The following is a 15,244-nucleotide window of genomic DNA, read 5'->3' on the forward strand; positions in this document are numbered from 1 at the left end:
GGCCCGGTCGAGTCGGGGTGACAGGATTTGAACCTGCGACCTCTTCGTCCCGAACGAAGCGCGCTACCAAGCTGCGCCACACCCCGAGTGGAACGAGGGAAAGCCTATCTCATGTCGACGCCAGCTCCGAATCGGGTGGGGGCTTGGGCGTCGGAGTCCTTGGCCGCGGCCTCTTCCGAGCGCGGGACCAGCGTCAACAGGCTCGCTTCCGGCAGGCAGGCGAACCGTACGGGGGCGTACGGCGACGTGCCGAGGCCGGCGGAGACGTGCAGCCACGTCCGGTCGCCCCACCGCGACGGGCCCTTGACGCGCTTGCGGTCGAGGCCGCAGTTGGTCACCAGGGCGCCGTAGAACGGGACGCAGAGCTGGCCGCCGTGGGTGTGCCCGGCGAGCACCAGGTCGTAGTCGTCCTGCGCGAACGCGTCGAGGATGCGGGGTTCGGGGGAGTGGGTGACGCCGATGCTCAGCTGCGTCTGCGGCCCCGGCTTGCCCGCGATCTTCTCGTAGCGGTCGCGCTTGAGGTGCGGGTCGTCCACGCCCGCCGCCGTGACGGTGACTCCCGCCACGGTCGCCGTGTGCCGCAGGTGGGTCAGGTCCTGCCAGCCGCGCTCGGTCATGGCCGCGCGCAGGTCGCGCCACGGCAGCGAGGTGCCGTGGACGCGCTTGGCCTTGTGCGCGGGGATCAGGTAGCGGAACGGGTTCTTGGGCTTCGGCGCGAAGTAGTCGTTGCTGCCGAAGACGAACATGCCGGGGAAGTCCAGCAGCGGCCCGAGCGCGCGCATCACCGTCGGGACCGCCTTGGCGTGCGCCAGGTTGTCGCCGGTGTTGATCACCAGGTCGGGTTCGAGCCGGGCCAGGTCGGCCACCCAGCGCTGCTTCTTCAGCTGGTTCGGCGTCATGTGCAGGTCGGAGATGTGCAGGATGCGCAGTGGCCGCGCGTTCTCCGGCAGCACCGGCAGCGTGGCGTGCCGCAGGGTGAAGCGCAGGCGCTCGACGCCCGCCGCGTAGCCGACCGTGGCGGCGCCCAGCGCCGTCGTTCCGAGCAGAATCCGACCGAACGTGTTCACCTCCCCGAGCCTACGGAACCCGGCCCGCGTTGCCGGAACGGGTGAGGCTGTTCACCGCGGGTAACCTCCCCGCCATGGCAGAGCTCAAGGCACGGTTGAAGTCCGATATGACCACCGCGCTCAAGGCGAAGGACAAGGTGGTGCTGGACACCCTCCGGATGGCGCTGACCGCGGTGGGCGCCGAGGAGGTCTCCGGCAAGCAGGCCCGCGAGCTGTCCGACGACGAGGTGCTCAAGGTCCTGGCCCGCGAGGCGAAGAAGCGCAAGGAGGCGGTCGACGCGTTCGCCGCGGCCGGGCGGGCCGAGCTCGCCGACAAGGAGCGCGCCGAGGGCGAGGTGCTCTCCGCCTACCTGCCCAAGCAGCTCTCCGACGAGGAGCTGACGGACGTGGTGCGCGAGGCGCTCGCGGAGGTCACCGAGCAGGTCGGCGGCAAGCCCAGCCCGAAGCAGATGGGCCAGGTCATGAAGGCCGCCAACGCCAAGGTGGCCGGGCGCGCGGACGGCGGCCGGGTCGCCACCCTCGTCAAGGCCATGCTCAGCCAGTAGGCCCCAGCCGGGTGCACCGGTCTTCAAGTACCGCGAACCCCCGCTCCCGACGTCGCAAACCACGGCAAACCCCGGTGCCAGTCCCGGGTTTGTGGCGGTTGGCGATGCTCAGGACGGGGGTTCGTCGTACTTGAAGACGTTCCGACCACGGTCAGCCAGGTGGCGCGGGGCCTCCGGTTTCGCCCCCTGGACCGGGCGGTCCACTCGACGGCGGAGCCTCGGGCGTGGTGGTCGGCGCGACACCGTTGCTCACCACGAGCGAGATCGTTTCTCCCGGCAGCGCGGCGCCGCGCGGGCTCTGGCTGATCACGGTGCCCTTCGGTTTGAGGCTGTCCGCGCTGGACACGCTGACCTCGTAGCCCGCGTTCTTCAGCTTGGTGCGGGCGAACGCCTCGCTCAGCCCGACCACGTTCGGCACCTTGGCCTCGCTGCCGCCCTCGGCGTAGCGGTCCTCGACGCCCGGCAGCCGCGCCGTCTCCATGTCGGTCATGATCCCCGGCGCCTGCCCGATCCCGTTCATCGCGGCGAACCAGGTGCGGGCGGGCGACTTGCCGCCGTAGATGTAGGTTCCCCCGTTGCACGGCCGCGGCGGCGCGTTGCCCGCCGGGTCGCACAGGGTCTTCGGCGTGGGGGTGTCGTCGAAGGTGAACACCGCCCCGGCCAGCTGCGGGGTGTAGCCGAGGAAGCCCGAGGACTTGTGTTCCTGCGTGGTCCCGGTCTTGCCCGCCATCGGGCGGTTCCAGCCGAAAGCCCGCGCCGCGTCCTTGGCGGTGCCGGAGATCGAGTCCTTGCTCATGCCCACGGTCAGCGCGTTGGCCAGCCCGGCGGGCACGACCTGCTCGCACGCGTCCTCGCGCAGCGCCACCGGGCGGCCGTTGCGGTCGAGCACCTGCTCGATCGGGCTCGGCGGGCACCACATGCCCTCGCTGGCCAGCGTCGCGCCCACGTTCGCCAGCTCCATCGTGCTGGTCGGTGTCGGGCCGAGGGTGAACGAGCCGAGGTTCTGCTCGGCGAAGAACTTGCCGATCGGCCGCTTCTTCGGGTCCTCGCCCGCGGGCACGGTGGCCAGCGACCGCAATCCCAGTCGCACGGCCATGTCCACCGCGGAGGACACCGTGGTGCGCTCCAGGAGCTGGACGAAGCCGGTGTTCGGCGACTGCGCCAGCGCGTCCTGCAAGGTCATCCGGCCCGGGTAGTCACCGGCGTTGCGCACGCAGTACTTCTTCGCGCCCGCGGGCCCGGGACAGCTCGCCGCGCCGCCCTTGAACACCTCGGAGACGTAGGTGTCGGCCACCGCGATGGAGTTGTTGATCCCCATGCCTTTCTCCAGCGCCGCGGCGGCGGTGAAGAGCTTGTAGATCGAGCCCGCGCCCAGGTTCTGCATCGCGTAGGGGAGTCCGAGCGTGGTCTCGTGCTCGTCCCGCTTCAGGCCGTACGTGCGGTTCGCCGCGAGCGCGACGACGCGGTGTTTGTCCTTGCCCGGCTTGACGATCGCCATCGCGTTCGCGACGTGGTCGGTGTCCGGGGGGACCTCGGCGTCGACCGCCTTCTTGGCCTTGGTCAGCGCGTCGCGGTCGAGCGTGGTCTTGATCGTGTAGCCGCCCTTGCGCAGGTTCTCCCTGGAGAATCCCGCCCCCTCCAGGTACTTGATCACGTAGTCGCAGAAGTAGCCCGCGTCGCCCGTGCCGATGCAGCCGTTGGGCGGCGCGCCGATGTCCGGGCGGGTGCCGAGCGGGGTCTTCTTCTCCGCCTCGGCGACCTCCTTGGGGATGCGGTTCTGCTTCGCCATCTCGTCGATCACTACGTTGCGCCGGATGAGCGCGCGCTCCGGGTGCCGCTCCGGGTTCAGCCCGCTCGGTTCGTTGACGATGCCCGCGAGCAACGCCGCCTGCGCCACGGTCAGCTTGTCCGCGGTGGTGTCGAAGTACGTCTTGGCCGCCGCCGCGATGCCGTACGAGCCGTTGCCGAAGGGCACGGTGTTCAGGTAGCGCGCCAGGATCTCGTCCTTGCTGAGCTTGTTCTCCAGCTGCAGCGCGATCCGCAGTTCGCGGAGCTTGCGCGCGGGGGACTGCTCCTGGGCCTTGGCCTGCTCCGACTTGGAGGTGGCGACCACGTGCATGAGGTAGTTCTTCACGTACTGCTGGGTCAGCGTCGAGCCGCCCTGCGCCACCTTGCCCTGGATGGTGTTCGTGATCAGCGCGCGCATCGCGGCCCGCCAGTCGACGCCCTGGTGGTCGTAGAAGCGCTGGTCCTCGATGGCCACGATGGCGGCCTTCATGGTGGTGGCGATCTTGTCCGGTGCCACCAGGACCCGGTACTGGTCGAACAGGTGCGCGAGCGGGTTACCGTTGGTGTCCAGGATCGTGGTCAGCAGCGGCGGGTCCTTCTGGACCAGGTCCGCGGAGGTGCTGTCGACGGTGTCGCTGGCGCGGTTGGACACCACGCCCATGGCGCCGACCGCAGGGAACAACACCCCGGCCAGCAGCACACCCGCGAGGACGCACAGGCCGACGAGCTTGAATACCGCACGGCGAACACGCACGTACGCCAATGTACGCGTGCCCCGGACGGAGTAGTGACCGCGAACACGTTCCGGTGACCGCAGATAACGGGTGGGCAAACGCCACTTGGAAGCGGGAACCGCGAACCTCTACAGTCCGTCAACGTCTCACGACTGCGAAACCGGTCAACGTGTTATGTCTCTGTGACACGTCGGTTCTCGCAGCTCGGCGCCGGGGGGTGCCGGGTCAGGTCGCGGCGACGGTACTGAGGAGCTGGGGGAACATGATGTTCAGCCAGGGGGACTGGCGGGTCTACGCGTCGTGTCGTGACGAGGACCCTGACCAACTGTTCGTTCGAGGCGCGGAGCAGCGCAAGGTCAAGACGGTCTGCATGGGCTGTCCGGTGCGCACGGAATGCCTCGCGGAAGCGCTCGACAACCGCATCGAGTTCGGTGTCTGGGGCGGGATGACGGAACGGGAGAGGCGTGCGTTGCTGCGCCGTCGCCCGGACGTCGACTCGTGGGTGGAACTGCTCGACGAGGCGCGCAAGGAGCGCCAGGTCAGCTAGTGCTCACTCGCCCGCCAGCCGGTGGCCGATCTCGCGTAGTCCGTCGAGGTCGTGCACGTCGGAGGGCAGCGCGGGAACGCCGATCAGCGCGACGGCCGGGTGGGCCCTGGTGAACCGGGAGAGCATGCGTTTCTCCCGGTCCGCCACGGCCACTCGGTCCGCGTGCAGGCGCAGCACGGCGCTCGCCAGCGGTGCCGATCCGGCGCGCTCCAGGTCCTCGGCCGCGGCCAGCGCCCGCGTGGCGGGCAGGTCGGCGAGCACCGGGTGCGTGCGGTTGACCACGAGGCCCGCCAACGGCATCTCGTCACCGCTGAGCCGGTCGACGAAGTAGGACGCCTCGCGCAGCGCGTCCGGCTCCGGCGCGGCGATCACCAGGAACGCCGTTCCCGGCGAGCGCAGCAGTTCGTAGGTCGCCCGCGCCCGTTCGCGGAACCCGCCGAACATGCTGTCGAACGCCTGCACGAACGCTGAGGCGTCGGCGAGCAACTGGCCGCCGATGATCGTCGAAACGGCCTTGGTGAAGAGCCCGAAACCCGCGCCCACCAAGCGTTTCAGCCCCAGGCCGCCCGCGCGCGCCGGCGCCGAGAGCATGCGGATGATCTTGCCGTCGAGCACCGTGGACAGCCGCTGCGGCGCGTCCAGGAAGTCCAGCGCGGACCGGCTCGGCGGGGTGTCCACCACGACGAGGTCCCACTGGTCGTCGTGCACGAGCTGGCCCAGCTTCTCCATCGCCATGTACTCCTGCGTTCCGGAGAACGACGAGGAAATGGTCTGGTAGAAGGGATTGCTCAGAATCTGTTGCGCCCGTTGGCGTCCCGCGTGCGCCAGCACCATGTCGTCGAAGGTGCGCCGCATGTCCAGCATCATCGCGTGCAGCTCGCCGCCGCCGTCGTCCGCGACGAGGTCGACCGCGCGCGGGTGGTTGCTCAACTCGCTGAGCCCGAGCGACTGCGCCAGCCTCCGGGCCGGGTCGATGGTCAGCACGACCACCCGCCTACCCCGGTTCGCCGCGCGCAGGGCGAGCGCCGCGGCGGTGGTGGTCTTGCCGACGCCGCCGGAGCCGCAGCACACCAGGATGCGGGTGTCCGGATCGTCGATCAGCTTGTCGATGTCCAGCAGCGGTGGACGGGCGCGCGCACTCACCGCACGCCCTGCTCGCCGAGCAGCTCGGCCAGTTCGTAGAGCGCCCCGGTGTCCGCCCCGTCGGTGAGCTCCGGCAGCTCCAGCGCGGGCAGGTCGACGGCGTCCAGGTCGGCGCGGGCGCGCTGCTCCGCCTGCACCCGGATCGCGTGCTCCACCGTCTCCTCCACCAGCCCCTCCAAGATGTCGGAGTCCAACTCCAACCCCGCCTCCGCCAGGCCGGTGCGCACGCGGCTCGCGTCGACCCGGCCGCCCGCCGCCGCGGTCATCGACCGCGCGGGCAGCCGGGGCGGGCGCACGCGGTTGGTGATCACCGCGCCCGGCCGCAGGTCCGCCGCGTCCAGCTCGGTGACCGCGTCGAGGGTCTCCCGGACCGGCATCTCCTCCAGCAGCGTGACCAGGTGCACGGCCGTGTCCCCGGAGTGCAGCAGCCGGACGACGCCGTCGCTCTGCGAGCGGATCGGTCCGACCTTCGCCAGGTCCGCCATGGCCTTGGTGACGTCGAGGAACTTGACCACGCGGCCGGTCGGCGGGGCGTCGAGCACCACCGCGTCGTAGACGTGCCTGCCGCCGGAGTCCGTGCGCCGCACGCATTCCTTGACCTTGCCGGTCAGCAGCACGTCGCGGAGACCGGGCGCGAGCGTGGTGGCGAACTCGATGGCGCCCATCTTGCGCAGCGTGCGCCCGGCGAAGCCCAGGTTGTAGAACATCGACAAGTACTCCAGCAGCGCCGCCTCGGCGTCGACCGCCAGCGCGCGGACCTCACCGCCGCCGGGCGCCGCGGCGATGCGCTCCTCGGAGTAGGGCAGCGGCGCGGTGTCGAAGACCTGGGCGATGCCCTGCCTGCCCTCGACCTCCACCAGCAGCACCCGGCGCCCGCCGGAGGCCAGGGCCAGGGCGAGCGCGGCCGCCACGGTCGTCTTGCCGGTACCACCCTTGCCGGTGACCACGTGCAGGCGCGCGCGGCTCAGTTCGTCTGTCCACCGGTCGGGGCTCGTCACACGATCAGCGTATGCGCGCCGAGCACGGACTGCGCGTGCTCAGCCGACCATGGTGAGCGTCAACACGATCAGCACCACGAATGCGACCAGCGCCCACGCGATCGTCTCCGGCAGGACGGTGGCGACCAGCGCGGTGACCACGGACAGGATGGCGAGGGAGATCAGGCCGGTCTGCGTCACCTGCGCGCGGGTGCTGTGCTTGCGATCCCGCACCTGCGCCATCGCGACCAGTACCAGCACCAACCCACCGAGCGCGAACACGCCGGTGGCGATCATCCGCCAGGTCTCCACCCGCCAACCGTAGCGCTCCAAGATCCCGACCAGGTGGCGGTTAGGCTGCGACACATGACGAAGTGGGAGTACGCGACCGTCCCGCTGCTGATCCACGCCACGAAGCAGATCCTGGATCAGTGGGGTGTGGACGGCTGGGAGCTGGTGACGGTCCTGCCGAACCCGAGCGGCGAGCAGCACGTCGCCTACCTGAAGCGACCGAAGGGCGAGTAGAGAAGTGGCTGACTGGAAGCAGCGCCTGGCCGACCTGGGCCTGAAACTGCCGGTGGTGGCGGCCCCCGTGGCCGCGTACGTACCCGCGGTGCGCACCGGCTCGCACGTGTTCACCTCCGGCCAGCTGCCGTTCGTCGACGGCTCGCTCGCCGCGACCGGCAAGGTCGGCGCCGAGGTGGGCCCGGAGGAGGCCAAGGAGCACGCCCGGCTGTGCGCGCTCAACGCGCTGGCCGCAGTGGACGCGCTCGTCGGCATCGACTCCGTCGTGAAGATCGTCAAGGTCACCGGCTACGTGGCCTCCGCGGAGGGCTTCACCGGTCAGCCCGCCGTGATCAACGGCGCCTCCGAGCTGTTCGGCGAGATCTTCGGCGAGGCGGGCGCGCACGCGCGCGCCGCGGTCGGCGTCGCCGAGCTGCCGCTGGGCGCCCCGGTCGAGGTGGACCTGATCGTCGAGATCGCCTGACCCGAACCGCACGACCACAGGGGCCTCGCTCAGCGGGGCCCCTGCTCATGCGGTGACCCCTACCGCTCGCCGGGTTCGCCAGTCTTCAAGTACCACAAACCCCCGTTGCAGCGGTCGCTAACGATGGCAAACCCCGGTCAGCGACGGCGTCAGGACACGACGAAGGCGGCGCCGGGGTCCTCCGGCGCCGCCTCTGTCGTACTCAGGACGGGAGCGCGTGCAGCGCGGCGATCAACCGCACCCGCTGCTCCGGCTCGATCCTGCGGTACGGCCGTGCTGCCACACGGCCGGTCGCGGCCTCGATCCGCCTGCGCACCGGATCACTGCCGCGCAACGCGCGCACGCCCTCGGCGGTCAGGCCCTCCGCCTGCCAGGCGGCCGCGTGGGAGTCCGCCCGGTGGTACAGCAGCGCGCTGAGCCGGTCGAGCAGCCTGCCAGCTGCCGGACCCGCCGGGCGGCGCGCCGCGAGCGCGTCGAAAACCAGTCCGGCCGACGTGCCCGCGGCACGGTCGACCACCCGTTCCACCATCGCCAGTTGCTCGGCCGGTTCACCCCACAGTTCGCTCGCGGCCGCGTCGAGCCGTTGGGAGACATCGGTGAGCAGGTCGCGGGACCGCTCGGTGAGCGCGACGCCGTCGCCGCGCCGCAGCAACCAGCCGTCGCCGACGAGCGACTCCAGCGCCAGGTCGAGCTTGGGCACGTAGCGGTGCACCGCGCGCACCAACGACATCTGCACCACGCCGTCGAGCAGCGGGCGGCGGAGGTCGACCAACAGCTCGGTGTGGCACGGGAGATCGTCGACCCGATCGTGCACGGCCGGGATGAGGCGGTCGAGCTCCTGCGCGGCGAGGCTGCCGGTGAAGCACGCGTCGGCGGCGTTGAGCGCCTGGCTGGAGGAGGCGATCAGCTCGGGGTCCGCGTCGGAGGCCAGCCGCAACCGCAGCGCCATCGCGAAGTGCGTCCGCGCGATCTCCCAGTTCCCCATGTCGTAGTGGCATTTCCCCGCGTGCTGGAACGCGAAGTACTTGCGGGCGTTCAGGCTTCCGATGCGACCGCTCTCCTCTATGCAGCGGTCGAACTCCACGAGCGCCTCGTCGAACCGCCCCTGCCACTGGAGCACGTGCGCGAGCCGGATGCGCGCGAACACCGCGTCCTCGTCCCGGCCGTGCCGCTCCGCCAGCTCCAGCGCGCTCGCCAGGTGCTGCTCGGCGATGTCGAGCCTGCGCAGCATCCGGGCGGCGGTGCCGACGCGCGTGTGGTGCTGGCGCGCCTCACCGGGTTCGGCGGGTAACGCCTCGGCGAGCGCCCGGCGCAGCCAGTCGGTGGCCGCGGCCGGATCGTCGAACGAGTCCTGCAACGTCTCGTCGTCCATGCTGAACGCGAGCGTGTAGAACTCGATGTGGGGCGGAGTCACGATGCTCCCTTGTGGACGGTGCAGGTGCCTCTTCGTGCTGTAGATCGCAGCACGGCCCGTGGTGTTACGCCGGTCACCCAGCTCGGTGACGCACCTCGTGCAGCAACCGTTGCAGGTGCAACCCCCTGCGGACGTCGCACGGGTGCTCCGACGTTCCACTGTGGATCATCGCGAGGAAGTCGTCGAGCAGGGCCGTGTAGCAGTCCGCGCCCGAGGTGTTGTTGTTGGACAGCTCGCGATATCCGTTCTCGCCGTAGACCGAGATCTGCCACAGCGTCGGCCGCACGGGCATCCGCAGCGACATGCTCGCCGTGCTGGTCGCTCCGCCCGAGTGGCCGAACATCACGTGCCACAGGTCGTTCGCGGGTTCGTGCCGGGCCGCGAGCACTTCGGTGATCTCGCCGAGCGCGGCGTCGAGCAGGTCGAACATGTGCGGGCCGATGTCGGCGAGGGCGCCGCCGCTGTGCCGCCACGCGGACTGCGAGTAGTCGCCGCCGAGCAGCGCGCCGGAGAACCACTTGGCCGAGCCGCCGGTCCAGTCGCCCGCGCGGCCGATCCCCGCCAGCCATTCCTGCGTCTCGGCGGCGAAGCGCCGGGTGAGCACGACGAGCGAGGCCACCCCGGCGCCCTCGACGGCGTCGGCGAGGCGCTCGGCCTGGTCGAGCGATTCCGCGATCGGCTTCTCCAGGATCACGTGCTTGCCCGCGGCGGCGGCGCGCCGCGCCAGTTCCCCTTGGATCTCCGGGGGAACCGCGAACGCCACGGCGTCCACAGTGGACAGGAACTGGTCGAAGTCGTCGTAGGCCTCGGCGCAGTAGGGGCTCGCCAGCTCCCGCCCGGCCTCGACGCGGCGGGTGTGCACCGACGTGAACCGGATTCCGGGATGGTCGGCGAGCAACGGCGCGTGTATCGCGCGGGCCCAGGGGCCGGCGCCGACCAGGCCGGTCCGGAGTTGTTCTTCCATCCGGCTAATCCTGCCCGGTCACCGGGTGTCCCTAAACACGCTGACCGGAACACTCACCTCGGCACCGCGCGAGAAACGCAGAACTGCCTTGTCCGCCAACCATTCCACCCGCAGATCGGTGGTCGGGCCCCAGCCCGGCGAGACCTCCACGACGTGACCGCGCGTGACATCTCCGGCGTTGGCGTGGCCGAGCCACACCGCATCCGAGTCGCCGCCGAAGAAACGCGAAGTCCGCTTCACCGCGGCCGCGTAGCCCGGGTAGCCGCCCGCCGACGCGATCTCCGCGGGCGCGGCGTGCACCGCGACCGTGCTCGTGGTGGGCAGGAACAGCAGCAGCCCCGCCACCACGGTCATCACGGTGCCGACGAGCGCGCCGAGGATCACCGAGACGACGTTCGCCAGGCAGCCGAACGCGGCGGGCCTCCCCGGACGCGCGACGGAAACCTGTTCGGGTTCGGGCTGGTCGGCCATGGAGCACAGCCTAGGCTGCTGGGATGCCCGAACTTCCCGAGGAACTGACCCTGCCGAAGGGCTACGTCACCGACACGCCGCCCGAGGTGCCCGCCCCGGCGAAGGACTCCGCGACCGTGATGCTGCTGCGGGACGCCCCGGGAGGCGTCGAGGTCTTCCTGCTCCGCCGCGTGCTCGGGATGGCCTTCGCGGGCGGTATGACGGCCTTCCCCGGCGGTGGGCTGGACGGCCGGGACGCGGACACCTCGGTGGCGTGGGCCGGGCCGGAGCCCGCCTGGTGGGCGCGCCGGTTCGGCTGCACCCCGGAGAAGGCGCGCGCACTGGTGTGCGCGGCCGTGCGGGAGACGTTCGAGGAGGCGGGCGTCCTGCTCGCCGGGCCCGACGGCGACAGCGTGGTCGGAGACACGAGCCGGTACGCGGAGCACCGCGCGGCGCTGGTCGGCAGGCAGGTCTCACTCGCCCAGTTCCTCGCCGAGGAGGGCCTGGTGCTGCGCGCGGACCTGTTGCGGCCGTGGGCGAACTGGGTGACCCCGATCGACGAGCCGCGCCGCTACGACACCCGCTTCTTCGTCGCCGCGCTGCCGGAGGGGCAGCGGGCGGACGGTGTCACCACCGAGGCGGAGGACGTGGAGTGGTGCACCCCGGCCGAGGCGCTGAACGCGTGGCGCGAAGGGCGCCGCGGCCTGCTGCCCCCGACCTGGATGACCCTCGCCGAGCTGGCCGAACACTCGAGCGTGGGGTCCGCCCTCGCCACGGACCGGACGATCAACAAGATCATCCCGAGGGTGGTGCGGGAGGGCGCGGTGATCCGCGCGGTGCTGCCGGGCGATCCGCGCTACGACGCCGCGCCCGCCCACGTGGACGCGGAGCCGGGCGACCGGATCGAGCGCTGATGTTCGTCACATCCCGGCTCGCCCCCGACCGGCTTACGCTGAGGCGATGATCAGCCATCCCGCGTACGGCGAGCTGCGTGCGGTCACCCCGTACGCGGCCGTGCTGCTGGCCGAGAACCCCTCGGGCATGACCCTGGACGGCACCAACACCTGGTTGCTGCGCGTCCCGGGGGCGGAGTCGTGCGTCGTGGTCGACCCCGGCCCCGCGGACGAGGCGCACCTGGGCCGCATCGCCGCGCACGGGCCGGTCGAGCTGATCCTGCTCACCCACTTCCACGGCGACCACAGCGACGGAGCCACCCGGCTGGCGGAGCTGGTCGGCGCGCCGATCCGGGCCATCGACCCCGAGCTGTGCCTGCGCGCGGAACCGCTGGCGGACGGCGAGACCGTGCACGCGGGCGGGCTCGACATCAAGATCGTCGCGACGCCGGGCCACACGGCGGACTCGCTGTGCCTGCTGGTGGCCGACGCGGTGTTCACCGGCGACACGATCCTGGGGCGCGGCACCACGGTGGTCGCGCACCCGGACGGCAGCCTCGCGCCGTACCTCGACTCGCTGCGGTGGCTGGCCTCCCTGCCGAAGGGCACTCCGGCCTTCCCCGGCCACGGACCGGAGATCGCCGACGTCGTCCCGGTCGCCGAGCACTACCTCGCCCACCGGGTCCAACGCCTTGAGCAGGTCCGCGGTGCCCTGGAAACGCTCGGCGCCGAAGCGACGGCCCGTCAGGTCGTCGAGCTGGTCTACGCCGATGTCGACCAGTCGCTGTGGTGGGCCGCCGAGATGTCGGTGCACGCCCAGCTCGACTACTTGCGAGCGCGGTAGGCGCGCATCTTCGCGATGCTCCCGCACGCCCGTCCCTGCGGGCTCTCGGCGTACATGGCGCACCACGTCCGGCTGCCGTTGCGGCTGTGGTCGTAGAAGACCCACTGGCAGTCCGGGCACGCCTTCAGCCGGTCCCACCGCCCGAGCGCGAGCGCGTCGACGACGATCCCGAGAATCCGTCCCGCCGCGTTGTCGTCCACCGGCAGGTGCGCGATCGGCGGTTCGCCCTCGGCTTCCGAGCCGACCAACGCGATCAGCGGGTGCCGCCGCAGCGCCGCGCCGAGGTCCGGCCGAGCCTGGCCGAGCGCTCCGCGCAGCTCCTCCCGGAGCGAGGTGAGTTCCGGCAGCGACCGCGAGCCGGTCATGCCCGGCAGCTCGGCCGACCACCGCGCGTCGTCCTCGATCAGCTCCGCCAGCAGGTCGGTGGCCACGCGGGTGTCGTTGGGAATCCGCCAGGTGTTCAGAAACGTCCTGACCTGTTCCAACGAGTTCGGAGCCTCACTGCGCGCGCCCATGGTTACCAGCTTAGGCGTTGACTGGTAGCGGCTCGCATCGTTACCGTCAATCAGCATGACCAGTAACGGCTATCGGCGGCTCGCCCGGGTCCCCGGCATCGGCGCGTGGCTGATTGTCGTTGCCTGCCAACGCTTTCCTGTGGCCATGGCGCCCTTGGGCCTGATCTACCTGGGGATCGCGATCACCGGCTCGCCCGCCTTCGGCGCCCTGCTCGCCGGCGTGCACGCGGCGGCGGAGGCAGTGCTCGCCACCGCGCTCGGCAGGCGCTTCGACCGCAGGCCGGCTCGATCGGAGGCATGCCTGGTCCTGGCAGCGGAAGCGCTGTTGTTCCTGGTAGCAGGCCTGTGCGCGCACGTGCTGCCGCCGATGGTGGTCGGCGCCGTCGCGGCGCTCGGTGGCGGTATCGCCGCGGGTGCGCAGGGTGGGCTGCGCTCACTCGCCGTCCGGCTCGCTCCCGAAGCCGTGCGGCCGGTGCTCGGCCTGGAGTCCGCGGTGAGCGCGACGGTGTGGACGGCCGCGCCCGCCCTGGTGGCCGCGGTCGCCCTGCTGGCGGGACCGACCGCGCCGACCTTGGTGATCGCCGCGATCGCCGCACTCGGTGCGTTGGCTGCCCGGTTCCTGCGTGAGCCAGAGCGGCCTTCGGCGCGCGTGGCGGGCAAGGTCACCATCTCGTGGCGCGTGCTCGTCCCGGCGTGCGCACAGGCCGCGGCGCTGATGCTCGCGATGGGCGGGGCGAGCCTGGCCCTGCCCGCGCTGTTGCCGACGCTGGGCGTGTCCGCCGACTGGGCCGGTGGCTGGCTCACCGGTATGGCGCTGGCGGGCGTCGTCTCCGGCCTGTCTTTCGGCGCCGTCGCGTGGCGCGCCCGACCCGAGACGCAGGCCACCTGGCTGTTGCTCGTCGTGGCCGCACTCACGACGGTGGTGGGCCTCGCGGGCACGCCGGTCCTGGCGCTCTGCTTCCTGGTGGCCGTCGGAGTCATGGAGACACCGATCTACGCCGCGCGCAGCCTGGCCCTGCAACGCGCGGTGCCCGAGCAGCGGTGGGGCGAAGCCTTCTCCGCCCTCTACACCGCGGCCGGGGTCGGCTACGGCGCGGCGGGTCTGGTCACGGCTGGCGCGAGCACCCTGCTCGGCCCGTCCACCGCGATCGTCCTTTGTGGACTGTCAGCCATGGTGATCACGGCGGCCACCATGCTGGTCCGCACAGCTCAGTCGGAGGGCATGCGGATCGGCATCACGACATAGCGCAGGTTCGCCTCCCCCGGGTCGACGTCGGCCAGCGCGATGACCGTGGAGCGCATGCCGTGCCGCATGCTCAGCCGCAGCCTGGCCGAGCCGAACACGCGCAGCGCGTCGGACAGGTAGCGCGCCTGGTAGCCGTGGGTGAACCGGTGGCCGTCCACGGTCGCCTTCACCGTCTCCTCGGCCTCGCCGTTCTGCGGGTCGGCCGCCCTGATCCGCAGGTCGGAGTCGCCGAGCTCGACCGCGATCACCGCGCGCGGCCCCGAGTACGGCGCCACCCGCCGCACCGCACCCGCGAGCGCGTCGCCGTCCACCTCCACCACCGCGTCCACCTGGGCGTCGGTGTGCCGCGACTCGTCCGGGAACGGCGAGGCCAGCAGCACCGTGCCGAGCTGCGTCCCCGGCCAGCTCAGCCCGAAGCGGCTGCCATCGGCGTGGATCGTGATCACCTCGGCCGTCCGCGCCTGCTTGGCGACCTCGCTCAGCAGCGGCGCGGGGACCAGGACGTCCAGTTCGCCCGCCGGGCGCCACGGCAGGTCGCCGATGGCCATCCGGTACCGGTCGGTGGCGACCAGCGCGAGCCGGTCGCCACGCCCCTGCACGTGCACGCCGGTGAACAGCGGCAGCGCGTCGTCCTTCGACGCCGCCGACGCCACCTTGCCCACGAGCGCGATCAGCTCGCCCGCGTCCACCTGGCCGACCGCCGCGGGCAACGGGCCGACGCCGGGGTGCAGCTCCCCGTCCATCAACGGCAGCGCGAAGCGACCGCCGGGTGTGCGGATCGCCAGCCTGCTGCCCTCCACCACGAGCCGGACCTCCGGCTCCTCCAGCGCGCCGAGGGTGTCGGCGAGCGGCTTCGCCGGGACCAGCACCTCGCCATCGGTGTGCACGAACGCGGTGCGCCGCAGCCGGACGGTGTTCGAGCGGTCGGTGCCGGAGAGCACCAGCTCGTCGTCCCGCCCGCTCAGCAACAGGCCGGTCAGCAGCGGGTCGATGCCCTTGACCGGCAGCAACCGGGCGGCGTCGGCCACGGCGGCGGCGAGGACAGCGCTGTCGGCGGTGACATCAAGGCTCATGCGGCGGACGCTACGACACACCCCCGACAACCAGACCCACCCGAAGGAACTTCACT

Annotated in this window: 17 protein-coding genes and 1 tRNA gene; 7 read left to right on the forward strand and 11 right to left on the reverse strand. The window is 71.6% G+C overall.

What is annotated here, in order from left to right; genetic code table 11:
- Positions 1–12 precede the first annotated feature (12 nt).
- Together NLX83_RS11295 and NLX83_RS11300 are read right to left on the reverse strand one after the other, a co-directional pair.
- A tRNA-Pro gene (locus tag NLX83_RS11295) sits at positions 13–86 on the reverse strand.
- A gap of 18 nt (positions 87–104) precedes the next feature.
- Positions 105–1,067: a metallophosphoesterase gene (locus tag NLX83_RS11300; RefSeq protein WP_254234785.1), complete on the reverse strand. Its 963-nt coding sequence runs from the start codon at positions 1,065–1,067 to the stop codon at positions 105–107.
- A 74-nt stretch (positions 1,068–1,141) separates the two neighbouring features.
- Between NLX83_RS11300 and NLX83_RS11305 the strand changes: the two genes are divergently transcribed.
- The gene (locus tag NLX83_RS11305) at positions 1,142–1,612 is read left to right on the forward strand and encodes a GatB/YqeY domain-containing protein (RefSeq protein WP_254234786.1); all 471 of its coding nucleotides are present in this window, start codon (positions 1,142–1,144) and stop codon (positions 1,610–1,612) included.
- A gap of 151 nt (positions 1,613–1,763) precedes the next feature.
- Here NLX83_RS11305 and NLX83_RS11310 read toward each other — a convergent pair whose 3' ends face one another.
- A complete protein-coding gene (locus tag NLX83_RS11310; RefSeq protein WP_254234787.1) occupies positions 1,764–4,154 on the reverse strand; it encodes a transglycosylase domain-containing protein in 2,391 nt (796 codons plus the stop codon).
- Between the two features lie 245 nt (positions 4,155–4,399).
- Here NLX83_RS11310 and NLX83_RS11315 point away from each other — a divergent pair, with 245 nt between their 5' ends.
- Positions 4,400–4,681 carry a WhiB family transcriptional regulator gene (locus tag NLX83_RS11315; RefSeq protein WP_254236170.1) on the forward strand — a complete coding sequence of 94 codons (282 nt, stop codon included), beginning with the start codon at positions 4,400–4,402 and terminating at the stop codon, positions 4,679–4,681.
- Positions 4,682–4,684: 3 nt separating this feature from the next.
- Here NLX83_RS11315 and NLX83_RS11320 read toward each other — a convergent pair whose 3' ends face one another.
- The 3 genes from NLX83_RS11320 to NLX83_RS11330 are packed head-to-tail and all read right to left on the reverse strand — an operon-like array spanning position 4,685 to position 7,167.
- Positions 4,685–5,824, reverse strand: coding sequence for an ArsA family ATPase (locus NLX83_RS11320; protein ID WP_254234788.1), 1,140 nt, complete (start codon positions 5,822–5,824; stop codon positions 4,685–4,687).
- Positions 5,821–6,822, reverse strand: a complete 1,002-nt coding sequence (locus tag NLX83_RS11325) for an ArsA-related P-loop ATPase (RefSeq protein WP_254234789.1) — start codon at positions 6,820–6,822, stop codon at positions 5,821–5,823. Before NLX83_RS11325 ends, NLX83_RS11320 begins: the two co-directional genes overlap by 4 nt.
- Positions 6,823–6,861: 39 nt before the next feature.
- Positions 6,862–7,167 carry a hypothetical protein gene (locus NLX83_RS11330; protein ID WP_254234790.1) on the reverse strand — a complete coding sequence of 102 codons (306 nt, stop codon included), beginning with the start codon at positions 7,165–7,167 and terminating at the stop codon, positions 6,862–6,864.
- Here NLX83_RS11330 and NLX83_RS11335 point away from each other — a divergent pair, their 5' ends adjacent.
- Both NLX83_RS11335 and NLX83_RS11340 read left to right on the forward strand, forming a co-directional pair.
- Entirely contained in the window at positions 7,168–7,326 is a 159-nt protein-coding gene (locus NLX83_RS11335) for a hypothetical protein (protein WP_086823907.1), read from the forward strand.
- Between the two features lie 4 nt (positions 7,327–7,330).
- Entirely contained in the window at positions 7,331–7,789 is a 459-nt protein-coding gene (locus NLX83_RS11340) for a RidA family protein (protein WP_254234791.1), read from the forward strand.
- Positions 7,790–7,991: 202 nt separating this feature from the next.
- On the opposite strand, the gene NLX83_RS11345 is transcribed toward NLX83_RS11340, so the two are convergent.
- From NLX83_RS11345 to NLX83_RS11355, 3 genes are all read right to left on the reverse strand, one after another.
- Positions 7,992–9,203, reverse strand: coding sequence for a tetratricopeptide repeat protein (locus tag NLX83_RS11345; RefSeq protein WP_254234792.1), 1,212 nt, complete (start codon positions 9,201–9,203; stop codon positions 7,992–7,994).
- A 73-nt stretch (positions 9,204–9,276) separates the two neighbouring features.
- Positions 9,277–10,167: a Gfo/Idh/MocA family protein gene (locus NLX83_RS11350; protein ID WP_254234793.1), complete on the reverse strand. Its 891-nt coding sequence runs from the start codon at positions 10,165–10,167 to the stop codon at positions 9,277–9,279.
- A gap of 18 nt (positions 10,168–10,185) precedes the next feature.
- Entirely contained in the window at positions 10,186–10,638 is a 453-nt protein-coding gene (locus NLX83_RS11355) for a hypothetical protein (RefSeq protein ID WP_254234794.1), read from the reverse strand.
- 23 nt (positions 10,639–10,661) lie between these two features.
- Here NLX83_RS11355 and NLX83_RS11360 point away from each other — a divergent pair, with 23 nt between their 5' ends.
- On the forward strand, positions 10,662–11,531 hold the full coding sequence (locus NLX83_RS11360) for an NUDIX hydrolase (RefSeq protein WP_254234795.1): 870 nt from the start codon (positions 10,662–10,664) through the stop codon (positions 11,529–11,531).
- Positions 11,532–11,577: 46 nt separating this feature from the next.
- Positions 11,578–12,354 carry an MBL fold metallo-hydrolase gene (locus NLX83_RS11365; protein ID WP_254234796.1) on the forward strand — a complete coding sequence of 259 codons (777 nt, stop codon included), beginning with the start codon at positions 11,578–11,580 and terminating at the stop codon, positions 12,352–12,354.
- Here NLX83_RS11365 and NLX83_RS11370 read toward each other — a convergent pair.
- On the reverse strand, positions 12,336–12,869 hold the full coding sequence (locus NLX83_RS11370; RefSeq protein WP_254234797.1) for a CGNR zinc finger domain-containing protein: 534 nt from the start codon (positions 12,867–12,869) through the stop codon (positions 12,336–12,338). The genes NLX83_RS11365 and NLX83_RS11370 overlap by 19 nt on opposite strands.
- A gap of 55 nt (positions 12,870–12,924) precedes the next feature.
- Here NLX83_RS11370 and NLX83_RS11375 point away from each other — a divergent pair, with 55 nt between their 5' ends.
- A complete protein-coding gene (locus NLX83_RS11375; protein ID WP_254234798.1) occupies positions 12,925–14,115 on the forward strand; it encodes a hypothetical protein in 1,191 nt (396 codons plus the stop codon).
- Here NLX83_RS11375 and dnaN read toward each other — a convergent pair.
- Positions 14,079–15,188: a DNA polymerase III subunit beta gene (gene dnaN / locus NLX83_RS11380; RefSeq protein ID WP_254234799.1), complete on the reverse strand. Its 1,110-nt coding sequence runs from the start codon at positions 15,186–15,188 to the stop codon at positions 14,079–14,081. The genes NLX83_RS11375 and dnaN overlap by 37 nt on opposite strands.
- Positions 15,189–15,244 lie beyond the last annotated feature (56 nt).

Source organism: Allokutzneria sp. A3M-2-11 16 (genome assembly GCF_024213555.1).
Taxonomy (GTDB): Bacteria; Actinomycetota; Actinomycetes; order Mycobacteriales; family Pseudonocardiaceae; genus Allokutzneria.